Source organism: Colwellia psychrerythraea (assembly GCF_000764225.1).
Classification (GTDB): domain Bacteria; phylum Pseudomonadota; class Gammaproteobacteria; order Enterobacterales; family Alteromonadaceae; genus Colwellia; species Colwellia psychrerythraea_D.
This window is the reverse complement of sequence record NZ_JQED01000005.1, coordinates 133,903-155,187: the sequence shown is the minus strand read 5'-3', so window position 1 is coordinate 155,187 and position 21,285 is coordinate 133,903. Positions and strand designations below refer to the sequence as shown.

Genomic DNA, 21,285 nt, shown 5'->3' with positions numbered 1-21,285 from the left:
TCAGTGTTAAACTAATCACTTCAATGACACATTACGGGTAATTTTTTTGAATGCTTTCTAATGCTCCTTGGTCAATCATAGCACTAAAGATAATCTTGAGTTTTTCGGCAGAAATATGGCTTTTACTTTGTTTCGAAAGCTGTAACCAAGGTGTACGTTCAGACACAACAAGGGCTTTACCAAAATAGCTTTCGTTTAGCCCCAGTTTATTTGCACTACTAATAATTGGCCTCATTGGCCCAATAATAGCGTCTACACGATTTTTCTTTAACATTAATAAGCCCTGATGGAAATCTACAACAACTTGTTTGAAAATCTTAGGGTTATTATCTATCTCATCGCTAAATTTTGCCCCATTTAGGTATGCTATGTTTAAACCCTCAAGTTGCTTAATGCTCTGATAATCACTGCCGTGTCGACCAATAACAACATTCTTTAATGCTGGGAGTGGGTGAATATAATCAACGTAATTGCTGAGCTCTTTATATTTGAACATGATAGTGAGATCTGTTTTACCCAGCTTTAGTTCATGTATTATACGGCCGTAGGGAAATATATGATGCTCAGCGGCTAAACCACTTTTGACAAGTAATGAATGCGTTAGATCATAGTAAATACCGCTTAGTTGCCCTGAGTTATCTATGCCATAGGGGGCAATTGCGATGGTTCTCACTTGCAGCGTTGTCTTACTATAGTCGGCATTACTGTGATAACTGATGCTAAGCATACTAAGACAAAAGATCTGGATTATAGTCTTCATTGACACAGGCATCGGTAGTATATCGGTCATATAAATATAAAGAACATTAAGACGAATGTCATTAGTAAAGGAAATGGAAGCTAAATTTTAGGGGGAGTGAAGAAAGGAAATTACCCTCACCCAACTAGCGTCAGGTGTGGGTATAGCAAGCCTTATTAATTAGCCTTTGTTAAGTAAATCGATGAAGAAACTATATTGTAAAGCGGTGTCATGAATGCGTTTAAAGCGGCCAGAAGCACCGCCATGTCCAGCTTCCATATCCGTTTTAAACAATAATACATTATCATCGGTTTTGTATTCACGTAACTTAGCAACCCACTTCATTGGCTCAAAGTATTGTACTTGCGAGTCATGTAAGCCAGTGGTAACTAAGACATTAGGATAGTCCTGCGCTTTTACTTGATCATAAGGTGAATAGGACAACATATAATCATAAAAAGCTTTGTCTTTTGGATTACCCCACTCTTTAAACTCATTGGTTGTTAATGGAATGCTTTCATCGAGCATAGTGGTGACTACATCAACAAAGGGGACGGCTGCAGCAATGCCTTTGTATTGCTCTGGTGCCATATTCATAACTGCGCCCATCAGTAAACCGCCAGCACTACCACCAACGGCGAAGACGTTTTCTTTATCGCCATAACCTTGCGCTGTTAAGTCTTTAGTGACATCAATGAAGTCAGTAAAGGTATTCATTTTTGTTAACTTCTTACCGTCTTCGTACCAAGGACGGCCTAACATTTCTGACCCACGGATATGTGCAACAGCGTAGACAAATCCACGGTCTAACAGGCTTAATCGACTCACTGAAAAAGAAGGATCTATTGTGTGTCCGTATGAGCCATAGGCATATTGGTATAATGGGTTAGTACCGTCTTTTTTGAATTTGTCTTTACGATAAACTAAAGAAACCGGTACTTTTTTACCATCGCGGGCTTTTACAGAAATACGCTCAGAGGCATAATTTTTACTGTCAAAATCTCCTAATACTTTTGCTTGCTTTAATTGCGTTTTATCTAAGGTATTTAAGTCCACATCGTAATGTGTTCCTGGCGTAGTAAAACTCGAATAATAAAGGCGCAGTTTACTGTTTGTTATTTCATTATTACCATATAGCGCTAGGGTATATGCCGTGTCATTAAAACTCAGCGGTTGCTTTTTCCCGCTTGATAATTCTTGAATAGTCAATCGGCTAATACCATTTTCACGTTGTTGATAAACAAGGTGGTTAGCAAATAATTCATAATCTTCAAGCTTAACTGCATCATTGGCTGGAATCACATCTTGCCATTGTGTTTTATCACCAAGGTGCTTTTTATGGACTTTCATTAAACGAAAGTTAGTCGCTTGCCAGTTAGTATTGATGTAATACCAGTTATTCATTTTGGATATAGAGTATTCATGACCTTCCTCACGATCAATGAATCTTTTCGGCATTGCGTTGGCATTATCAGCATCAATGACTGAAACACCGCTTGCTTCGGTACTTGAGTGCCATATAAAGACACTACTGCCATCTTTAGATTTGCTAAGGCCAGTATAATAAGCCTTATTACTTTCTTCATAGACCATTTCATCTTCAGCCTGTGGTGTACCTAAAGTATGACGAAATACTTGATAACCTAATAAGGTTTGTGGATCTTTTTTGATGTAATACACTGTTTTATTGTCATTACCCCAAACAATGCCACCATTGGTCCCTTCAAGTTTGTCATCGAGTAAGGAATTACCTGCGATATCTTTAAATTGTACGGTGTAAATGCGTCGGCTAACGGTATCTTCTCCGTAGGCGAGTAACTTGCCATCTGGACTGGCACTCAAGCCACTTACTTGGTAATAATCATGTGCTTTAGCTAGCTCATTCACGTTGAGTAATACTTCAAGATTACTACCTGAAAAATCAGAAGATCTTACGTAAATAGGGTATTCATTTTCACCTTGCATTTGACTTGAATAGTAAAAATCACCTTTTTTGGTTGGTACTGAACTATCGTCTTTTTCAATACGCGCCTTAATCTCTTGAAAGATTTTTTCTTGCATAGCTTCAGTATGTAGAAGCTGTGCTTTCGTATAATCATTTTCTGCGGCTAAATGGGCTAACACTTCTGGGTTTTTACGCGTATCGTCACGCATCCAGTAATAATCATCGACACGAGTATGGTTATGAATAACCATTTTATGAGGAACTTTTTTAGCTATAGGGGCGGTAATATCGTTCATGGCATTTGTTGCTTCATTATTTTGATTGCTGCATGCTGCGATAAGCAGGGCAGAAGAGACTAATAAACTTAGCTTAGTCTTTGATAGGATTTGTGACATAAAAGATCTTTCCTTGTAAGATAACTTACGATGATTACTACAAATAGTAATACGTAGATGGTAGTAAATGTTAAAAAAATGTATCAAGCGTTAAGTTAGCACGATAATAGTGATAAGCAAATTTACTTATCGCTTATTACCGTTAGCTTATCGTATTTGGAAAATTGAAGTGCTTGTGCAAGGGGGGATTATGTCATTAGATAAAATTTCGACTCAGTTAGGTGGAACTGATACAAAAATGCCACCGGTGGAAACATGGAATCCCCCGTATTGTGGAGAGATTGATATACAGATAAAGAACAATGGAGATTGGTTTTACGGCGGCAGTGTGATTAAACGTTTACCTTTGGTGAAGCTATTTGCCTCTGTGTTAATTAAAGAAGTTAAGCATGGTGTGGTAGAGCACTTTTTAATAACCCCTGTTGAAAAAGTAAAAATTCAAGTTGATGATGCGCCATTTTTATTAACGCAATGGCGCTGGCTGGATACAGACGAAAAATGTATGCAGGTTAGTACTAACTTGGATGATGAGTTTACGCTCGATGAAAATCATCCGCTAATGGTGACCGAAAGTGGTGATTTGTATGTCACTGTTCGCAGAAACTTACTGGCGAAAGTACATCGGAATGTTTATTACCAATGGGCAGATATAGCACAAGAATTGGTGACTGAAAATGGCACTGAATTGATTTTATCAAGTGCCGGCTGCCAATTCACGTTAGGCAAGTTGTAACGGGTTTAAGCCTTATTTTTCTCCACAAACAGTACAGTTTTTTTGTTTTTTCATGGTAAATTGTTGCCATTGATTCGCTAAACCATCAAGTAAATTAAGCTGATTGAGCTGTACTTTATTTCCCGTTAGTAGCTTAATTGCTTGTAAGCTTTGCATTCCTGCAATCATAGCGAGTACAGGGCCAATAATACCTAGGGTTTGACAGTTGTTGCTAGGTGCTTTTTCACTGGCAGGAAAAAGGCAATGATAACAAGCACTCGTTTCATCGCGGGGATCTATTGTTAATTGCTGACCATCAAAGCCAGTAGCGGCACCGACTATCAGAGGTACTTTATGTTGTACACAGGCTTGGTTAATTAAGTAACGTGTTTGGATATTATCAGAGCAATCGAGCACTAGGTCGATCTGTGGCAGGTAATAATCACATAATTCTTCATCGAACATTTCATCAATTGCTTCAATTGTGACATCGGGAAATTGACCTTGTAATTTCTCAGCGGCAACATCAGCCTTATTGTCATCAATATTGTCTTCACTAAAGAGAATTTGTCTGGGTAAATTACTGACTTCTATGCAATCGCCGTCTGCGATATAGAGTGTACCAACGCCAGCAGCAGCTAAATATAAACTGGCTGGATTACCTAAACCGCCGACACCCAAAATGAGAACTTTAGCATTACGCAGTGCGACTTGTCCCGGAGTACCAATTTTGTCCAAAATTATTTGGCGGGAGTATTTGAGTTGCTCTTGATTGCTTAACACTTTGATTCCTAGTTACTTTAAATTACGCTAATGGATGAAAGTGCGCACGGCACTGGCTTTGAATTGCAAATAGACTTGTTGTCTGCTGGTTAACGATAACTTTTGCTGAGAGAAGGCACTGATAGTGACAAAAAACTCTTGAGAAGCACAGTTAATGGTTAGAAGTACGTTACTCTTTATATAACTTATTTGCTTTATACTACCAAAGAGGTGATTAACAATGGAGCTATTAATCGGTTCAGTAAGAGAAATACTAATATCACTAGCCAATATAAAGCAACGTAATTGCGTTTGATGTTCAAAGGCTTTATCGCTGGTTAGGTAAATGTCTTGTTGTGCATTGAGTGATAATACGGTTAAACCATGACCATTATTAAACTTTTTAATAGGCAATGATAAACTGGTTTGCTGATGAATAAGGGGGTCTTCACCAAAATTATTTAACTGATGAATAACGTGGTGGATACTACCAAAATTAACAACCCTACCTTGGGATAGCACTAATAAAGTATCGCAGACTTGTTGTAACTCATCTAATGAGTGGCTGACATACAGCATTGGCAAGTTGAGCTGTTTCTGAATGTTCAGCATCATCTTTAATAACTTAGTTTTACTGTGTTGGTCGAGTGCACTTAATGGTTCATCGAGCAGTAATAATTTTGGCTCAGCCAAAATCGCTCTTGCTAGAGCGACTCTTTGTTGTTGTCCACCCGATAATTGATGTATTCGGTGTTCAAGCAATGATGATAACTCGGTCAATTTGATGACTTCATTTAATACGAGTTTATTATGTTTGCAGCGTTTAACGGCATACTCTAGGTTACCTAAAACGGACAAATGTTCGAATAGTCGACTATTTTGGAAAACTAAGCCAATGTGACGGGCTTCGGGTTTGAGGTAATTACCTTGTTCGCTATTGACTAAGTTTGTTTCACCTAATGTTATGTCGCCAAATAGTTTTTTTTCTAAACCTGCGATGGCACGCAATAAGGTTGATTTTCCCGAAGCTGAATGACCAAAAATACCCGTGATGCCTTTTAATGGCATTGCTAAGTTAATGGTTAACTCAAATTGTTGATAGTTAATACTAATATCAATATTGAGTTGAGAACACTCATCAGCAGACACTTTCTTCAAGGTATTATCACTCATCTTCATTCATGTATTCTTAGTTGGTTAGCACTTACACTGGGATTTCTCTTCGGTAAATTTAGCCAATAAATAGCAGCCAATAATAGCATTGAACCTATTAATAAGCTGATGGCGAGTAAGTGCGCTCTGGCATAATCAAAAGCTTCGACATGATCAAATAAGGCAATAGAAAGCACTCTTGTTTCCCCCGGAATATTACCGCCAATCATTAAAATCACACCAAACTCTCCTACCGTATGAGCAAAACCTAAACTGGCTGCAGTAATAAAACTCGCCTTTGTTAATGGTAAAACAATAGAGAAAAATCGATCGATAGGGCCTGCACCGAGTAATGCGCCAGCTTCTAATAAAGAGTCGCCCAATTGCTCAAATGCTTTTTGTAATGGCTGAACAACGAATGGCAGTGAATATAAAACGGAACCCATCACGATTGCGGAAAAGCTAAAAGCGAGCTGTTGACCCGTGACCTGTTGCCATAACTTGCCAGGCAAGTATTCAGGTGAAAATGCGATAAGCAAATAAAAACCAAGCACGGTTGGTGGTAAAACGAGTGGTAACGCCACTATCGCCTCAATGATAACTTTGCATCGACTGGTCATTTTGGCCAGATACCAAGCGAGAGGAGTACCAATAATCAATAAAATAATGGTGGTTAATGCCGCCATTTCTAGTGTGGTAATAAGTGCTTGAAAGTCTGAATTTATCATCTCGCCGTTGACTCGCTTAACGTTGTAACTTGTGCATCTTGCTTACGTTGAGCGTAACCATAACTGGCAATTTGGTTTTGACTTGCAGGTGAAAGCAAAAAATAACTTAACTGCTCTGCAGCAACTTGCTGCTCACTGCTACTTAATATAATTAACTGTTGTTCTATCGCTTGATGGTAGCTACTTGGGATAATAGTCCCAGATAAATTATTTATCATTAATTGGCTATTTGCAACAATACCACTGGCGACGGCTTTACTGCGCAACTGGGTAAATGTCTGACCAATATTAATGCCTTTAACCAAGCGAGGTTGATAAACTTGCCATAAGCCCAAATGGATTAATGCTTCCTTTGCTGCTTTGCCATAGGGAGCGCTATCGGGGTTCGCTATCGCAAAACGTGCAGGTGGTTTGTTAAGGCGCTCTAGCGAGTTTGTAGTCGAATCACTTGAGGGTGAATATAGTGCTAACTGACCGATCGCATAGGTTTTCCGACTATTTTTTACCGCATAGCCAGCTTGCTCAAGCTCTTTGGGGCGGCGACTATCAGCACTGAGAAAAATATCAAAGGGAGCGCCATATTTGATTTGTAAGAACATTGCACCGCTAGCACCGCTGATCACTTGAGTGTTTATGCCCGTTTGGCTGGTGAAGTCTTTTAGTAATACCTCGAGTACAGGGGTGAAATTTGCGGCAACAGCAATTCTTAATGGTCTGTTAGTTTGATTTTTAATGTTACTAGCATTTAATTGTTGAGCTAGGCTAGTGTTTACAACCAGTAAATTTACAAGCAAAATTGAAGCTAACAGAAGTCGTAGCACGTTAGCTCCAAAGATCTGCTTTGTCAGTATCACTGTTTTTAGCGTCTAACCAATTTTCAGAGGTCTTGCCTTCATCAGTAATTTTTTCTTTTTTCCAAAACGGTGCTTTAACCTTTAAATAGTCCATGATGAACTCATTGGCAGCAAAGGCATCTTGTCGATGTTTACTGGTAACACCGACAAAAACTATTTGATCGCCTATGTTGAGCTCACCAATACGGTGAATTACTTTTACTCTACCTATTTGCCAGCGCTCTTTTGCTTGCATGATGATTTTAGCGAGAGATTTCTCTGTCATGCCAGGGTAATGCTCTAGCGTTAAAGTAGTCACTGAATTACCGTTATTGTTATCTCTAACCCTGCCGGTGAACGTAACAACCGCGCCATCGGTTAAGTTATCTTTTTCAAGTAAAGCAACTTCATCAGCTAAGCTAAAGTCATTAGTTTGGATAGATATCTCTTGTGTAAACATGAGTTAACCACCTGTCACAGGAGGGAAAAAGGCAATTTCATCACCTGACTTCACCAAGTGAGTACCATCAACCATGTCATGATTTACTGCTGATAACAGTGATGCATTACTAAACGTTTGCTGCCACAGCGCATTTTTATCACTCAATAGCTGTTTTATATCGTTGACTGTTTTAGCCTCTCCTACTGGTAGAGATAACTCCGAACAATCAAGTTGCTCTCTAAGTGCGGCAAAAAAAACAATTTTAATCATAAGTTTTTCTCTTTATTAAGTTTAAGTTGAAGGGCTTTGCCAATGGCCAGATTTGCCACCATCTTTAGTTAATACCTCAATGCCGTGAATCATCATGGCAGGGTCTGCAGCTTTACACATATCAAATAAAGTCAAACATGCCACAGACACAGCTGTTAAGGCTTCCATTTCAACGCCGGTTTGCCCCGTTAGACGACATAAACTCTTTACTTGTACTTGATTGTTGTCACTATCAAGAGTGAAATCTACTTGCACTTTACTTAACATCAAAGGATGACATAGTGGAATTAAATCGCTGCATTTTTTTGCGGCTTGAATACCAGCAATTCGCGCTACCGCAAACACATCGCCTTTTTTATGCTTACCTGTAGTGATTAATTCAAAAGTTGCTCGGTTCATTTTGATAAAACCTTGCGCGGTGGCGGTACGTGATGTCATTGCCTTTTCGGTCACATCAACCATGTTTGCTTCACCTTGTTGGTTAAGATGACTTAACTCAGGTGTTTGTTCCGCTACTGTCTGTTTTGTGCGAGTAGTATTTGATGTCATTAGTTACGCGTCTCACATTGTTCAGCAGTTAAATTTAAGTGTGGTACAAAGTTACAAGGGCGGTGACTCGCATCTAACTGTTCTTTAATTACCTTATCCCAAGCGGTTTTACAGGCGTTAGTGGAGCCTGGTACACAAAGCACTACGGTTTTATTTGCAATACCGCCAAAAGCGCGTGATTGGATTGTTGAAGTGCCTATCTCAAGTAATGAAACATGGCGAAATACTTCACCAAAGCCTTCAACCGCTTTATCAAATAAAGGCGTCAAGGCTTCAGGAGTATTATCACGTGAGGTAAAACCTGTTCCGCCGGTAGAAATAATGGCATGAATGTTATCATCCGCTATCCACTGAGACACTTGCGCGCGTAGTTGATAGACATCATCAATGACAATCGCTTTATCTGCTAGGTTATGCCCTGACTGTGTTAGGCGTTCAACAAGCGCCTGACCAGAGGTGTCATTCTCTTCTGTGCGTGTATCCGAAACCGTTAATACGGCGATATTTAAGGGGATGAAAGTGGTGCCGCCATGTGCTGACATAGGTTTATCCTTTACTGAAACTGATGATTAAAATTGTAGTCATATTTGTTGCCATTCGTAGTTAAGCATACTGCTACTATCATACGAGAGGCTTAAAATTGTTTTTGTGCTTGCTGCCATTGTTCAGGTGTATTGCTGTTAAAAAGTACCTGACTATTAAGACTAGCAATCGCTTGGTGTGGTACATGCTCTAACATGCCCCTTACAGAGGGGCCACTTTTGTTGTTGCTCTTTACGTTATTTGCTTGCATTGTCTCTCGCTGAAATGCTTGCTTTAAAAATAGCTGCAAAAATGCATTGTTGGGTAAGTACAAAGGGATATGATGGCTATTTTTTTGACTATCATGAAAAAAAGTCGCTTTATGACTAAGCTCTCCTTTGCGTCTTAAATCGGATAAAGCAGCAGCCGTCATTAAAGGTAAATCAACAGGTAAAATTAATAAGGCTTTAGGCTGTAACTGCTCAGGGTAATGCGCAAGTACACTATAAATTCCACCAACGGGTCCAGCGTTTGCTACACGGTCAGGAATTTGATGATTATCACCGCTGACAACAATATTTTTGATACCCGCATTAGCTAAAAGCTGCTTAGAAAAGTCTAACATGCTTTCTGCTGATTTTTCTGTTGAAAAAGGGAGCCTTTGCTGGCGTTTGAGCTGCGCTTTATCTTGCCCCATACGGGAAGATAACCCACCCGCAAGTACCACACCTAAACATTCGATAGCTTGAATAGTCATAGTTAACCTCCAAGCATAGCAAGGTGTTTAGTCGCACCTGTTAGTTTTTCATGTAAGTAGTGGGTGGCTTTTTTATCGCCAAGTAATGCTAATATTTTTGCTTGCAAAGGCTCAATATCATCACTTTGCAACTCTTCGCGTAGTGACAAACCTTCTTCACCAAATAAACATAAATGTAACTTGCCACTTGAGCTTATTCTTAAGCGGTTACAACTACTACAAAAATCCTTAGAATAAGGCATGATCAAGCCTACTTTACCTTGATAATCAGGGTGATAAAATTCTTGCGCTGGACCTGCAGATTTATTTTGAATGACTGGAAGCCAGCCATCAAGAATTAAATTCTGCTTAATACGAGCGCCTTGAACATGTTGTGCATCAAAAAATTTCTGATTATCTCCTGTTTGCATCAATTCAATAAAGCGTAAGGTAATAGGCGTGTCTTTTAACCAATTAAGGTAGCTTTGAATCTCTTTACCGCTATGATCACGCATCAATACCGTATTAACTTTAACGGAGGCTCTACCATCAGCTAAAGCCATATCAATGCCTTTAAGGATGGTCTTAAGCTTATCGTGACCGGTTATTGCATGAAATTGACGAGGGTCTAAACTGTCGATACTGATATTAATTGCATCAATACCAGCATCTAACCATTGAGGCAGATGTTCTGGTAACTTAAAACCATTACTGGTAATCGCAACTTTTTTGATGCCTGATGTTTCTTTACAAATTCGAATGATTTCTGGTAAGTCTTTACGCAGGGCTGGCTCACCACCGGTTATGCGGATCTTTTCAGTGCCTAATTCGGCGAAAGCTTTTGCTATACGTTTGATTTCACATAGTGATAAAAAATCACGCGGCTGATCACACTGATAACCATCAGGTAAACAGTAATTGCAGCTAAAATTGCAAACATCGGTAATTGAAAGGCGTAGGTAAGAAAACCTACGGCCAAAGTTATCTGTTAACATGTCACCTTTCCAAATGTAGGGAGGCTAACGCGTTTCCTTGTTAACCCTGGCAACTAAATCTAATATACTCATAGACTTAGTTACGGCATATCACAACATGATTGTCTTAAATAAGCTGGCTTGTTGTCGCCATGAAAAAACATTGTTAGCTGTGATAGCTCGGTGTAATAAATAAAATTTTGCTCTAAAATGAGTATATACCCATTGTGCGACGGGATGGTAATTTTTTTTGCCTACCCCATTGTTGATTGTAATCAATAAATCTACGGTTAAACCACTATTAATTTTATTAGTAATTAAGCGATACTATCGCCTATACCAATATTGCTCTAAACAAGTTTGCAATTTTATCGCGTTTAGAGCGAAACTTATCGTAATCTCAATTTAAGCGAGTTTTTTTATGTCAGATTGTTGCTCAGCTCCAGGGCTTTTGCCTTTTGAACAAGCCGTGGCGAATATGTTATCGCAAATATCACCTATCACTGAAACACTTACCTTGCCCATTGAGCAAGCGCTGCATTATGTTTTAGCGCAAGATATTGCTAGCCCATTAAATGTACCTCCACACGATAACTCTGCTATGGATGGCTATGCTTTTGCTATTGAAAGCTTAAAAGAGAGTAAAACACTGAAGCTGATCGGACGCTCTATGGCGGGATCACCCTTTAAAGGACGTTGTCAAATTGGTGAATGTATTCGAATTATGACCGGGGCGAAAATGCCTGATTGTTGTGACTCAGTTGAGATGCAAGAAAATGTCACTGCGGAGGGTGAAAAGATTACCTTTTTACAAGAGAAGGCTTTAGGCTCTCATGTAAGAAATGCCGGTGAAGACATTAAAATCAATCAACAAGTACTGCATTCTGGCCATACAATATCGGCGGTTGATATTGGTGTGCTAGCTTCTTTAGGGGTGGCTAATGTTGTAGTTTATCGAAAATTAAAAGTGGCGTTAATTGCGACTGGAGACGAGCTTAAATTGCCAGGGCAAGCGCTGCGGTCAGGTGATATTTATGAGTCTAATAGTTTTGTTCTAGCAGCCATGCTTAAAACATTACATGTTGACATTATTGATTTTGGCATCATTCCTGATGACTTTGAGGCAATAAAAACGGCTTTTGTTAGTGCTGATGAACAAGCCGACGCGGTTATTTCTTCTGGCGGTGTTTCGGTGGGTGATGCAGATTACACAAAAACAGTGTTAGATGAATTAGGTGAAATAGGTTTTTGGAAAATAGCGATGAAACCAGGTAAACCTTTTGCCTTTGGAAAACTTGCTAATAGTGTCTTTTTCGGACTGCCAGGCAACCCCGTTTCAGCGTTAGTGACCTTTCATCAATTAGCTTTGGTGGCTTTGACTAAAATGCAAAATGCAAAAGCGTTAAAGCGTACCTATTTATCGGTGAAATGTAGCAGCGACTTACGAAAATCTCCAGGTCGTATGGATTTTCAACGCGGTGTGTTATCAGTTAACGAATCAGGTGAAAATGTTGTTACTTCAACGGGTGCCCAAGGATCAGGTATATTATCTAGCTTAGCACAAGCGAATTGTTTTATTGTTTTACCAAGTGAGCAAGGTGGAGTTAAAGCAGGTGAAATGGTAAATGTACAATTATTTGATCACTACCTTTAACTTTATCAATAACAGTGAACAAAAAGATTCAAACACATGTTTGTTAAGTTGAAAATATAGGTCTAGTATTGTTGTACTAAATACATAAATATGTGGGCAGGACGTTATGCAAAGATATCAACTTAGTTTTGCTAAAGTTAATATTTTAAGTGAGCATATTGCTGAAGTTATTGTCGGTCAAGATGTTGTTATCTCTTTAGAAATGTCAGAAGAGTATGATGATTTTTTGACCAAGATTTTTTCTGATAATTTTGCTCTGTTGATTAATAAAATTAATGAATATGATTTTTCATTTGAAGCAAAGTTAAGTGTTGCTTCTCATGAAAATTTAGCGGCAATTGCCGTTGTAACTTATGATGAGCAAAGTAAATCATCGGTAGATAAAATTGCTGCGATACGTCAACGCGATGGTTGGAATTTAAAGGTATTTAATGGCTTAAATTTAGGTTGGCAAGCAGGCTTAGATTGGTTGCAAAGTGAGCTGAATAATGAAGTATTGAACAATTAACTTTTTGCTAAAAAAATTGCTATTGAAAGCTTAGGTCACGATAAAGTTATAGATACTAAAAAACGCTGTCTTTTATATTAAGAACAGCGTTTTTTTATTGACTATTGATAAGTCTCTAACGTTATTTCGTTATAGCTGAGCGAAACACTTATCGGCAGCCACTAAGGTTTTTTCAATAATGTCATCGCTATGTGCTGTAGATAAAAAGCCAGTTTCATACGATGATGGTGCTAAATATACGCCTTCATCAAGCATTAAATGGAAGAACTTCTTAAACATTTCTCCATCACTTTGCGTGGCTTGTTCATATGTTGTAATGGTATTTTTATCTTCAGTAAAGAAAAAGCCAAACATAGCGCCAACATAGTTAACACTTAAACTAATACCATTTCTCTCTGCAGCAGCTTTTAAGCCCATGGCTAATTTTTCTGTAGCAGATGAAAGCTGTTGGTGTTTGTTTCCTTGAGCTAATTCAGTCAATGAAGCTAAACCGGCAGCCATAGCGATAGGGTTGCCTGATAAAGTCCCAGCTTGGTATACAGGACCAACAGGAGCGATATAATCCATTATCTCTTGTTTACCGCCGAAGGCACCTACAGGCATTCCACCACCAATGACTTTACCTAAAGTGGTTAGGTCAGGCTTAATATTATAGTGAGCTTGAGCTCCGCCTAATGCCACACGAAATCCAGTCATTACTTCATCAAAAATTAATACACTGCTGTATTGGTCACATATGTCGCGTAAACCTTCAAGGAAGCCTTCAACAGGAGGGATACAGTTCATATTACCTGCAACAGGTTCAACAATAATACAGGCAATTTCATCGGCATACTTTGTGAAAACTTCTTTTACTTCTTCGATATTATTGTAGCTAACAGTCAGCGTATGTTTAGCAAAATCTTCAGGAATACCAGGTGAATTTGGTACGCCTAATGTTAATGCACCAGAGCCTGCTTTTACTAATAATGCGTCAGCATGACCGTGATAACACCCTTCAAATTTTAATATTTTATCTCGACCAGTGTAACCACGTGCTAAACGGATAGCGCTCATGGTTGCTTCTGTACCAGAGCTAACCATACGTAAAGATTCCATTGATGGTACTAACTCACGTACTTTCTCGGCCATGGTAATTTCAACTTCAGTCGGAGCACCAAAGCTTAAGCCATTATTAGCCGTACTAATAACTGCTTCAAGAATTGCTGGATGGTTATGGCCTAAAATCATAGGTCCCCAAGAACCAACATAGTCGATGTAAGCATTGTCATCAGCGTCATAAATATAAGCGCCCTGAGCTCTTTTTATAAAACACGGAGTACCACCTACGCCATTGAAAGCACGTACAGGAGAGTTAACACCACCAGGGATAATTTTTTGAGCTTGTTCAAATAACTGTTCTGATTTATTCATAATTGTTTCTTCTAAAATCGTTACTAATAAGGAGTGTTGCCATTAGGCGTTTTTATTTGTGAACCAGTTTACAGGTTTTTCATGATCCGTTAGTTGATCTTCAACACCTAACGTTAAGGCAAATAATGCCATGCGCACTAAAACACCATTTTGTGCTTGTCTAAAGATAGCGAGGTTATCTAGATCATTAAGATCGGTATCAAGTTCATTGGCTTCTGGACGAGAATCACGTGGTAATGGGTGCATAATAACCGTATTTTCTCGGCAATATTTTTGATAAACATTTTTATTTAAACTGAAATGCCCACGGTATAACTCGGCTTCATCTTTACTGGCAAATCGCTCTTGCTGAATTCTGGTCTGATAAATAACATCAGCAGATAAGTTACCGGCCATGGTCTCTGTCAACACCACTTCATGACCAGCATTACTTAAGGTAGATATAACGCTGTCTGGCATTTGTAACGCTTTTGGCGCAACCATAGTGATTTTTACATTATCATAAAGACTAAGTAATTTTGATAATGAGTGTACTGTACGACCGTGTTTTAAGTCACCCATCAAAACAATATTTAAGTCATCTAAGCCTTTGTTAAAATGCATCATTTCAGATTGAATGGTAAATAAGTCAAGCAATGCCTGTGTGGGGTGTTCATTAGCACCGTCACCGCCATTGATCACGGGCACTGAGCTTCCTTTTGCAAACTGCCCCACTGAATGCATCTGAGGGTGACGCATCGCAATCACATCAGAGTAACCACTGATCACTTGAGCAGTATCAAATAGAGACTCACCTTTACTGAGCGATGAATTTTCTTGGCCGACAGTTTCACGTACGAAGCCACCAAGTAAATTAAACGCGGTACCAAAACTTACGCGGGTCCGGGTACTTGGTTCAAAAAACAAATTACTTAATATGGCGCCTTCAAGTACATGACAACGTTTTTGTCGAGACGCATAGGGCGCCATTTGCGCTGAAACTTGCAGGATTTTTGCGATAGCTTCACGGTCAAATTGAGATACCGATAGAATATGGTTACCTTGAAATTTCATCATCTTGATTTATTACATTGAAAGGGGATAAATTTGCCAAGAATATAGCATAAAACGCTTACTTTGCGAATGCTAAAGCGAATTTTAACCGTCTTCAATAATGCTATATCAATAAAAAAAGACAGCGAATACTGCCTGTTAATTGTGAAGGGCTAACAGTTAAACTTGTCGACGTTTAAGCGTTAACATAACAAGTAGACACAAAATAAAATAGCTAGCACCACCACTCGATTTATTCGTTATTTGCTCGCTAGGCGCTGAAATCGGTTCTCCAGCGGGAGGAGTAATTAGCGGGGTAAAAATAACATTTTTTAAGGAGGCTTTATCTTGGCCTTCTCTAGTGCCACCATCTTTCTGATATAACCAAGTTATTTGATGTTTCCCTTCGGCTAAATCATCGATAGTTACCTTAGTGTAAGCAACTTCTCCAGTGATGAAGTTGATTTGTTGCTCATCAATAATCAAAGATAAAACTCCAAACGGTTCGTCAGCAGCGTCAGGGTTTTCTTCAGAAAACACGGACCAGTCAAATGATAAGCTACCGGCACCTGAAAAAGTTAGTAAAACAGCACTTTGTTGATCTTCCCCAATGATACCGCTGATTATTGCCGGTTCGGTATTATCGAGTTGCCATGGTTGGTCGCCACCACTATACCAACGAAAATCTGCTGAGCCATTGGATAACTGACTTTCAATATCGCTATTAGCGGCAACGGCTTGAGCACTGATATAACTCTGGCTGGTAGGAATATCTGCGGCGACGGTAGTGATGTCAATGCGTACCTTTTGCTTACCAACTAATTTTGCGTCGAAGTTTACTTGGATTTGACAACTGTGTTTTGCCGTTAACAGGGTGCAGTCATCGGTATTCAAACTAAAACCATGAGTATCAAAATTATCAGAAAATAGTTCAAAGCGTAAATTCGCGGTGAACTCACTATTATTAGTGACCGTTAGTAGTGTTATTTGTGATCTATCTTGTGGCGTTATTGCAAAGTCATAACTCGCTTCAATCGCAATGCCTTGGGTGATGTTATTTATCCACTCAGTAAAATGTCCTACGCGGGCATAGACATCGGGAAAAGCCGCATTAGCACAACCAACACCGTAACTAACGATACCAATTTGTTGCCAACCTTGATTGGTATTTACGACTAAAGGTCCGCCACTATCGCCTTGACATGATCCTTTTTGAACGTCACCGAAAAACTCAGCACAAATCATGCTGTCAGTAATGCCCACTTGATCGGGGGTAAAGGTTGTATTATTTAATTCACCATGGGCTTGGGCTAATTTATTTTTGCACTCATCATTACTGAGTAAATACAACTCAACTTGGCGTAACTGATTGGGCTGGCTATTGTCAGGCTGTTCGTCATTTGGGCCGTAAGCATTGACGTTTCCCCAGCCGATAACAGTTGCAGGACTCTTTGCCATAGCCAATTGCGTGCTGCTACTGTTATCGAGCAGTTTAACCGAAGCATTGTCGATCGATTCTACTAACTCAATCAGCGCAATATCATTATTAAAAGCACTACCTTCATCATACTCGGGATGAAGATAAATCTGCTTTATTGCTTTAGCATTATTAGCGCCATCGCTTAAATCAAATTCGCCAATATTCACTTTTAAAAATTCAATATTGGCATCTTCAACACAATGTGCAGCGGTAAGTAGCCATTTATCACCAATAAAGCTTGCCCCGCAGCTGGCATTTTGTGCTAGCTGTTGTTTTATCGTTAAACTGATCGTGGCAATGTTATCAAGGTTATTAAGTAAAATGATGCCATCATTTTGGCTAATAGCAATAACCGGGATGTTACCACTAAAATCTTCACCTAAAGTACCGTTGATAACTCCTGAAACATTGTTATAGATAATGGCGCCAATACCACCTGCTGCTTGGCAATTCATGGCTTTGTCCGAAAAATCAATGTCACCGCGGGCAATTAAACAGATTTTATTTGTCGCTAAAGTACAGACTTTATCACCAAGACCACAATCAACCATGTTGGCGCTGGCTTGACCGGCAGGAGAATATGAAAAAGGCTCACTCTGGTATTGGGTGCCAGCTACATTTAAATCGCTATCTGTATCACTAAAAGTAAAAACCAGTGCAGACATCCAAGGCCAAGAGTCTTTATTGGCAACTTCACCACCGACAATTTTAGGTTTTGAGATAAGCAGGGGAGAATGGTTCGCTGCGTTTGCGGAGGATAATAATGTTGAAATTATTAAAACAGCGAATAATAAATACTTCATTTTAATGTTTCTCAATAAAGTAAACAAAATAGCAATGATTCGTTTCAAGATAACGAATCATCTTATCTGATTATAACGGTAAAGCTTGAAAAATGAAGCCTTCAATTGAGGTTATCTTTGACTTTTAGCTTGCCAACTCTTGCCTATTCAATGGTAAGTAGGCGATAACAAAGCACAAAATAAACACAAGTGCTGTGCCTATATTATATTGCTTTTCTGCGATTAAATTAAAATAAGTTAGCGCATTTTCACTTAAACCAATGATCACACCACAAAGAAGTAGGGGGATTCTTTTTGCGTATCCTTTTGCCCCTAACGCTTTGGCCAAAATGTAACCCAATATAGGGATAAAAGACCAGATAATAAATACTACTATGGAGAACAGCACAGCACTTACTGCAAGGGAGTTCCTTGAGAAGACATCAATGATTGCATAAAACTGTATTACCACGTAACCCAAATATAAATACCACATAAGTTATCTTACCTTTACAATTCTTAAATATTCTATAATTACATTGGCTTAACGTAAGCTAAGATAATAACAATAAACAATATGAACACTGGGATTTCGTTAAATATCCGATAGAAGCGTCCTGAGCGATTGTTTTTGTCATGTGCAAAGGTACTGACCAATTTGAAACAATATCCGTGATAAGCAAAAAGTATTATTACTAAGCTTAACTTGATATGTAGCCATTTTGCCGCAACAAACCAGTCATAACCGTAGGCATATATTATTGTGAGGCCGAGCAAAAGGGTGAAAAGAGCAAAAGGCGTGACAAAAAAAAGTAAACGCTTTTCCATTCCCTTGAGTTGTTGAGCTACTTGCTCAGAGTTGGTTTCTGCATGGTTGACAAATAAACGTGGTAAATAAAATATGCCAGCAAACCAAGCGACCATAAAAATAACATGAAATGCTTTAAACCAAAGGATATTGTTGATTAAAAACGTGTCCATTAAATGAGTTTTCCTTCTAGTAAATAAAATCTAAGCTGCTCAAAAGTCACTAAGCCAATGCAATTGTTAATATCTTCATGGTAAATATAAACAGCGCCAGCACGTTGATCTATCAAGGCCACATAAGCCTCAGCTAATGTTGCTTGTTGGTTTAATGGAATGAGTTTATGCAATATTAACTTGCTAGCAAGGTTGGCATCAGCATCTTCATTTTCATCATCAAGTTGGTCTGCATCAAATTGCGCCCAATAAAAATTGTTTATTTTATCATGTTGATTGCTAGGCTCTTGGTTAATAATTAATTGAGTCTCATGGCTATTAAGGAGCTCTCCAATGATAGTACGAGGACTTGCTTGCGCTAAAATTAATAAATTATCCTTCATAACTGCCAAGGCGCCAATATTTTGCAATGATTCTTCAATTGGAGGTTTGCGATAGAGCAAGTTTTGCGCATCTAATTGCATGGTGAAGATAGATTCATTTTTACACAGCTGTCGAGAGACGATACTTGCGATCGTAATAACTATCATGGCAGGCAGTACCAATTCGAGTTGGCTGGATAGTTCAACGACAGCAAGTAAAGCTGCAAGCGGAGCATTTAAACAGGCGGCCATAAAACCTGCCATACCCATCAAGATAAAATCATTACCGAGCTGCTCTCCTGGCAATAATTGCATTATCAATGCACCGGCACATGCGCCAGTGATCGCGCCAATTCCCATTGTTGGACCTATAATACCCCCTGGTATACCTAGACCCAAAGCAAACATTGTCATCAATAATTTAGCCATAAGTAAACTAAACAAGAAACCTAACTGTACATTGCCGGTCAAAGAAATATCGATTGCACTGGTACCTGTACCCATAGCTGCTGGTACCAAATAGCCTAAAATGCCAGTGATAAGTGCCGCAAGCATTAATCGCGGCACAATATGGTATTTAACACTGCGTTTAACGATTAACACTAAGTACTTGTTAAATAAGGCTGCCAATATGCCCAATATTATAGCTAATAAGACTAATGAGAAATAATGCTGTTGCTCAAGGGCAATAGTACGGAAGTACTCAAAGTTATGACTGGTGCCCAAAATATTTTGGGTAATCAAAGAGCCTACAATGGAGGCAAGCATTACTGGTACAAAAACATGCGCTTTGTACTCACGCATGATAACTTCCATGACAAAAATTACTGCAGCGATAGGGGTATTAAAGGTTGCAGAAATACCCGCGGCTATACCGCAGGCACACAAAGTACGAACACTATTATGGGGTAACTTTAGTACGCTGCCAATATAGCTGCTGCAGGCTGCGCCAAGGTGCACCGCTGGTCCTTCACGACCAACAGAAAAACCAGAAGCTAAGGCAACGGCACTACCCCAAAATTGATTTAAGGTATTTTTAAAGGGGATAATGCCGTGGGCTACTTTTAATCGATGAAGCACAAATGGGATACCAGTACGCAAATATTGATATCCAGTGAGCCAAGCAATGAAAAGAATAATAAGCGAACCTATGATAGGTAAATGAAAACGACTTACATCATCTAAACTGTTATAGTTGTCGCGCTTGATTAAGTAGAGCTGTTGGATCTCTTCAATAGTCAGCGTAAATAGTACGACTAATAAAGCAGAAGCCGCGCCACCAACAATGGCGAGTAAGCATATTTGCCAAGACGTTTTTGGCAAAGCTAAGTGTTTTCTTATTGTTGCGATTGATATTATCATTACGGGATTATAATACTTTACAAATGAAATGGTTAGCAAAAATAAATCTGGGTGTTGTTATTGAGCGCTTAGGCACTTTTAAATCGGCTGTGTTTCTAATAACAGTCATAGCTCTATGCTTATTTACTGGTTACCGCGTCGGTAATTATTATCATCACTTTCAAGTGACAAGCCTTGAGCAACAAAAGCGTAGGTTAGAACAACTTTATCAGCAACAAGAAGAAAATATTGCGCGTATTCACACACTGGAAGTTGAATTGACCGTTGAACAACTTGCTAATATAAAAGCGCAAGAGTTACTTAAAGAGGCTGCTGAACAGAAATTTGAAGTAAAAAAACAATTGGCTTTTTACGAAAAAATAATGGCACCAGAAAAAGAAGCTGCAGGTTTATTTGTCGAAAATATTAATATTGTAGCCAGCAAAACGGCTAATCAATATCACTTCCAAGTTACTTTAGTGCAGCAGCAGTTAAAACGTCGTTATAGCAAAGGTTATATTGAATTAGTCTTCGAAGGTCAACAAGATAACAAGGCAGTAAAGTTCACATTGTCAGAAGTAGCAGCGCTGAGTAAAAAAGATCTTAAATTCAGTTTTCAATATTTTCAGATTATAAATGGTGAATTTACTTTACCGCCTAACTTTACACCTGAACGTGTCTTAATCTCTGCAATTTTGACTAAATCGCGCTGGCAGAAATATGCGAAAAAAGAAAAAAGTGTTCCTTGGCAAGTCAATTAACAGTATTCATTCTTGCTTTAAATTTAGAAATAGCCAGTGAGAATTAAATAAAAAACTAGAAGAAACAGCATAAACTAATTTAGCACTTAACAATCTTTTTTCTGATCTTTAATATTATCATAGTGTGTCATATACCAGTCTTACAGTTTTTTAGTTTTTTAGATTATTATCCCTTATGCAAATTGGTCTCTTTACTGTCAAGAATAATACTT

At 38.8% G+C, this 21,285-nt stretch carries 22 protein-coding genes and 1 riboswitch; of the genes, 4 read left to right on the top strand and 18 right to left on the bottom strand.

What is annotated here, in order from left to right; translation table 11 throughout:
* Nucleotides 1-31: 31 nt before the first annotated feature.
* Both ND2E_RS18390 and ND2E_RS18395 read right to left on the bottom strand, forming a co-directional pair.
* Entirely contained in the window at nt 32-727 is a 696-nt protein-coding gene (locus ND2E_RS18390; RefSeq protein WP_223303521.1) for a substrate-binding periplasmic protein, read from the bottom strand.
* A gap of 192 nt (nt 728-919) precedes the next feature.
* On the bottom strand, nt 920-2,980 hold the full coding sequence (locus ND2E_RS18395; RefSeq protein WP_223303540.1) for a S9 family peptidase: 2,061 nt from the start codon (nt 2,978-2,980) through the stop codon (nt 920-922).
* Nucleotides 2,981-3,269: 289 nt separating this feature from the next.
* Here ND2E_RS18395 and ND2E_RS18400 point away from each other — a divergent pair, with 289 nt between their 5' ends.
* Complete coding sequence (locus ND2E_RS18400; protein ID WP_033092706.1) at nt 3,270-3,812, top strand: DUF1285 domain-containing protein; 543 nt, start codon at nt 3,270-3,272, stop codon at nt 3,810-3,812.
* Nucleotides 3,813-3,824: 12 nt separating this feature from the next.
* On the opposite strand, the gene ND2E_RS18405 is transcribed toward ND2E_RS18400, so the two are convergent.
* The 10 genes from ND2E_RS18405 to moaA form a co-directional block, all read right to left on the bottom strand.
* The gene (locus tag ND2E_RS18405) at nt 3,825-4,574 is read right to left on the bottom strand and encodes a HesA/MoeB/ThiF family protein (protein ID WP_052056216.1); all 750 of its coding nucleotides are present in this window, start codon (nt 4,572-4,574) and stop codon (nt 3,825-3,827) included.
* 27 nt (nt 4,575-4,601) lie between these two features.
* Nucleotides 4,602-5,726: a molybdenum ABC transporter ATP-binding protein gene (gene modC / locus ND2E_RS18410; RefSeq protein ID WP_033092705.1), complete on the bottom strand. Its 1,125-nt coding sequence runs from the start codon at nt 5,724-5,726 to the stop codon at nt 4,602-4,604.
* Between the two features lie 2 nt (nt 5,727-5,728).
* The gene (modB, locus tag ND2E_RS18415) at nt 5,729-6,433 is read right to left on the bottom strand and encodes a molybdate ABC transporter permease subunit (RefSeq protein ID WP_033092346.1); all 705 of its coding nucleotides are present in this window, start codon (nt 6,431-6,433) and stop codon (nt 5,729-5,731) included.
* A complete protein-coding gene (modA, locus tag ND2E_RS18420; protein ID WP_052056215.1) occupies nt 6,430-7,254 on the bottom strand; it encodes a molybdate ABC transporter substrate-binding protein in 825 nt (274 codons plus the stop codon). The genes modB and modA overlap by 4 nt, the downstream gene beginning before the upstream one ends.
* A 1-nt stretch (nt 7,255) precedes the next feature.
* Complete coding sequence (gene moaE, locus ND2E_RS18425; protein ID WP_033092345.1) at nt 7,256-7,726, bottom strand: molybdopterin synthase catalytic subunit MoaE; 471 nt, start codon at nt 7,724-7,726, stop codon at nt 7,256-7,258.
* Nucleotides 7,727-7,729: 3 nt separating this feature from the next.
* Nucleotides 7,730-7,978 carry a molybdopterin converting factor subunit 1 gene (moaD, locus tag ND2E_RS18430; RefSeq protein WP_033092344.1) on the bottom strand — a complete coding sequence of 83 codons (249 nt, stop codon included), beginning with the start codon at nt 7,976-7,978 and terminating at the stop codon, nt 7,730-7,732.
* Nucleotides 7,979-7,999: 21 nt separating this feature from the next.
* Complete coding sequence (gene moaC, locus ND2E_RS18435; protein ID WP_033092343.1) at nt 8,000-8,527, bottom strand: cyclic pyranopterin monophosphate synthase MoaC; 528 nt, start codon at nt 8,525-8,527, stop codon at nt 8,000-8,002.
* A complete protein-coding gene (moaB, locus tag ND2E_RS18440) occupies nt 8,527-9,069 on the bottom strand; it encodes a molybdenum cofactor biosynthesis protein B (RefSeq protein ID WP_033092342.1) in 543 nt (180 codons plus the stop codon). Before moaB ends, moaC begins: the two co-directional genes overlap by 1 nt.
* 92 nt (nt 9,070-9,161) lie before the next feature.
* A complete protein-coding gene (gene mobA / locus ND2E_RS18445) occupies nt 9,162-9,806 on the bottom strand; it encodes a molybdenum cofactor guanylyltransferase (RefSeq protein ID WP_033092341.1) in 645 nt (214 codons plus the stop codon).
* 2 nt (nt 9,807-9,808) lie between these two features.
* Nucleotides 9,809-10,780 carry a GTP 3',8-cyclase MoaA gene (gene moaA / locus ND2E_RS18450; RefSeq protein WP_033092340.1) on the bottom strand — a complete coding sequence of 324 codons (972 nt, stop codon included), beginning with the start codon at nt 10,778-10,780 and terminating at the stop codon, nt 9,809-9,811.
* A riboswitch (molybdenum cofactor riboswitch) is annotated at nt 10,767-10,957 on the bottom strand. It overlaps the preceding gene by 14 nt.
* Nucleotides 10,958-11,180: 223 nt before the next feature.
* On the opposite strand from moaA, the gene moeA reads away from it, so the two are divergent.
* Both moeA and ND2E_RS18460 read left to right on the top strand, forming a co-directional pair.
* Nucleotides 11,181-12,413 carry a molybdopterin molybdotransferase MoeA gene (gene moeA / locus ND2E_RS18455; protein ID WP_033092339.1) on the top strand — a complete coding sequence of 411 codons (1,233 nt, stop codon included), beginning with the start codon at nt 11,181-11,183 and terminating at the stop codon, nt 12,411-12,413.
* Between the two features lie 106 nt (nt 12,414-12,519).
* Nucleotides 12,520-12,921, top strand: a complete 402-nt coding sequence (locus ND2E_RS18460) for a hypothetical protein (protein WP_033092338.1) — start codon at nt 12,520-12,522, stop codon at nt 12,919-12,921.
* A gap of 129 nt (nt 12,922-13,050) precedes the next feature.
* On the opposite strand, the gene hemL is transcribed toward ND2E_RS18460, so the two are convergent.
* From hemL to ND2E_RS18490, 6 genes are all read right to left on the bottom strand, one after another.
* A complete protein-coding gene (gene hemL, locus ND2E_RS18465; protein WP_033092337.1) occupies nt 13,051-14,334 on the bottom strand; it encodes a glutamate-1-semialdehyde 2,1-aminomutase in 1,284 nt (427 codons plus the stop codon).
* Between the two features lie 42 nt (nt 14,335-14,376).
* Entirely contained in the window at nt 14,377-15,390 is a 1,014-nt protein-coding gene (locus ND2E_RS18470; protein ID WP_223303520.1) for an aspartate carbamoyltransferase, read from the bottom strand.
* A gap of 156 nt (nt 15,391-15,546) precedes the next feature.
* Nucleotides 15,547-17,649, bottom strand: a complete 2,103-nt coding sequence (locus ND2E_RS18475; RefSeq protein WP_033092336.1) for a trypsin-like serine protease — start codon at nt 17,647-17,649, stop codon at nt 15,547-15,549.
* A 124-nt stretch (nt 17,650-17,773) separates the two neighbouring features.
* Nucleotides 17,774-18,124 carry a hypothetical protein gene (locus tag ND2E_RS18480; RefSeq protein ID WP_033092335.1) on the bottom strand — a complete coding sequence of 117 codons (351 nt, stop codon included), beginning with the start codon at nt 18,122-18,124 and terminating at the stop codon, nt 17,774-17,776.
* Between the two features lie 38 nt (nt 18,125-18,162).
* Nucleotides 18,163-18,609 carry a protoporphyrinogen oxidase HemJ gene (gene hemJ / locus ND2E_RS18485; protein ID WP_033092334.1) on the bottom strand — a complete coding sequence of 149 codons (447 nt, stop codon included), beginning with the start codon at nt 18,607-18,609 and terminating at the stop codon, nt 18,163-18,165.
* Nucleotides 18,609-20,333, bottom strand: a complete 1,725-nt coding sequence (locus ND2E_RS18490) for a chloride channel protein (RefSeq protein WP_033092333.1) — start codon at nt 20,331-20,333, stop codon at nt 18,609-18,611. Before ND2E_RS18490 ends, hemJ begins: the two co-directional genes overlap by 1 nt.
* Nucleotides 20,334-20,356: 23 nt before the next feature.
* Between ND2E_RS18490 and ND2E_RS18495 the strand changes: the two genes are divergently transcribed.
* Nucleotides 20,357-21,073, top strand: a complete 717-nt coding sequence (locus tag ND2E_RS18495) for a DUF6776 family protein (protein ID WP_033092702.1) — start codon at nt 20,357-20,359, stop codon at nt 21,071-21,073.
* The last annotated feature ends 212 nt before the right edge of the window (nt 21,074-21,285 follow it).

What these genes read in the sequence shown, in the direction of transcription:
- ND2E_RS18390 (WP_223303521.1), bottom strand. Translation starts at nt 727, where the DNA reads ATGCTTAGCATCAGTTATCACAGTAATGCCGACTATAGTAAGACAACG.
- ND2E_RS18395 (WP_223303540.1), bottom strand. Translation starts at nt 2,980, where the DNA reads ATGAACGATATTACCGCCCCTATAGCTAAAAAAGTTCCTCATAAAATG.
- ND2E_RS18400 (WP_033092706.1), top strand. Translation starts at nt 3,270, where the DNA reads ATGTCATTAGATAAAATTTCGACTCAGTTAGGTGGAACTGATACAAAA.
- modC (WP_033092705.1), bottom strand. Translation starts at nt 5,726, where the DNA reads ATGAGTGATAATACCTTGAAGAAAGTGTCTGCTGATGAGTGTTCTCAA.
- modB (WP_033092346.1), bottom strand. Translation starts at nt 6,433, where the DNA reads ATGATAAATTCAGACTTTCAAGCACTTATTACCACACTAGAAATGGCG.
- moaE (WP_033092345.1), bottom strand. Translation starts at nt 7,726, where the DNA reads ATGTTTACACAAGAGATATCTATCCAAACTAATGACTTTAGCTTAGCT.
- moaD (WP_033092344.1), bottom strand. Translation starts at nt 7,978, where the DNA reads ATGATTAAAATTGTTTTTTTTGCCGCACTTAGAGAGCAACTTGATTGT.
- moaC (WP_033092343.1), bottom strand. Translation starts at nt 8,527, where the DNA reads ATGACATCAAATACTACTCGCACAAAACAGACAGTAGCGGAACAAACA.
- moaB (WP_033092342.1), bottom strand. Translation starts at nt 9,069, where the DNA reads ATGTCAGCACATGGCGGCACCACTTTCATCCCCTTAAATATCGCCGTA.
- mobA (WP_033092341.1), bottom strand. Translation starts at nt 9,806, where the DNA reads ATGACTATTCAAGCTATCGAATGTTTAGGTGTGGTACTTGCGGGTGGG.
- moaA (WP_033092340.1), bottom strand. Translation starts at nt 10,780, where the DNA reads ATGTTAACAGATAACTTTGGCCGTAGGTTTTCTTACCTACGCCTTTCA.
- moeA (WP_033092339.1), top strand. Translation starts at nt 11,181, where the DNA reads ATGTCAGATTGTTGCTCAGCTCCAGGGCTTTTGCCTTTTGAACAAGCC.
- ND2E_RS18460 (WP_033092338.1), top strand. Translation starts at nt 12,520, where the DNA reads ATGCAAAGATATCAACTTAGTTTTGCTAAAGTTAATATTTTAAGTGAG.
- hemL (WP_033092337.1), bottom strand. Translation starts at nt 14,334, where the DNA reads ATGAATAAATCAGAACAGTTATTTGAACAAGCTCAAAAAATTATCCCT.
- ND2E_RS18470 (WP_223303520.1), bottom strand. Translation starts at nt 15,390, where the DNA reads ATGATGAAATTTCAAGGTAACCATATTCTATCGGTATCTCAATTTGAC.
- ND2E_RS18475 (WP_033092336.1), bottom strand. Translation starts at nt 17,649, where the DNA reads ATGAAGTATTTATTATTCGCTGTTTTAATAATTTCAACATTATTATCC.
- ND2E_RS18480 (WP_033092335.1), bottom strand. Translation starts at nt 18,124, where the DNA reads ATGTGGTATTTATATTTGGGTTACGTGGTAATACAGTTTTATGCAATC.
- hemJ (WP_033092334.1), bottom strand. Translation starts at nt 18,609, where the DNA reads ATGGACACGTTTTTAATCAACAATATCCTTTGGTTTAAAGCATTTCAT.
- ND2E_RS18490 (WP_033092333.1), bottom strand. Translation starts at nt 20,333, where the DNA reads ATGATAATATCAATCGCAACAATAAGAAAACACTTAGCTTTGCCAAAA.
- ND2E_RS18495 (WP_033092702.1), top strand. Translation starts at nt 20,357, where the DNA reads ATGAAATGGTTAGCAAAAATAAATCTGGGTGTTGTTATTGAGCGCTTA.